This window comes from Vibrio scophthalmi LMG 19158, from assembly GCF_000222585.1.
Classification (GTDB): domain Bacteria; phylum Pseudomonadota; class Gammaproteobacteria; order Enterobacterales; family Vibrionaceae; genus Vibrio; species Vibrio scophthalmi.
Window position 1 is genome coordinate 1 of record NZ_AFWE01000166.1, and the last position, 519, is coordinate 519.

At 41.4% G+C, this 519-nt stretch carries 1 protein-coding gene; it reads left to right on the forward strand.

Annotated elements, in window-relative coordinates:
- Positions 1-15: 15 nt before the first annotated feature.
- Positions 16-519: Ig-like domain-containing protein (locus RH88_RS12930; RefSeq protein ID WP_277422382.1), on the forward strand; the 504-nt coding region annotated here is incomplete at its 3' end.

Consider the following 519-nt stretch of genomic DNA (forward strand, 5'->3'; position numbering starts at 1 on the left):
GAAATTTCAGATACGTTGCCTGACAGCAATACCATTGGGGGAATTAACCCGACTCTATCCGGTCAGGCTGAGCCTATGTCTACTATTGAAATCACACTTAATGGAAGAAAATACTCAACTCAAGCGGATAATGAAGGTAATTGGTCTTTTGACACTCAGGGTATTTTAGGTGGGACGCATAACTATGAAATTGTCTCTATTGACAAAGCTGGTAATAAGTCTGAAGCAGTTAATGGTTCGTTCAATGTCATTCAAGTTACCGCTTCATTGTCTCCGGATAGCAACTCTGGAGATAAGAATGACAACATTACGACTGATACCACACCGACATTAGTCGGAACAGGCCCTGCTGGTGCAACTGTCGTTATCACAATTAATGGGGAAACATACAGTGGAATAATTGCTGAAAATGGCACATGGCAAGTTACAGTTACCGATGCTCTAACTGATAAAGAATGGCCATATACAGTTACTGTTACGACTGATGGGCAAGAATTACCACCAATTTCTGAGCAGGTA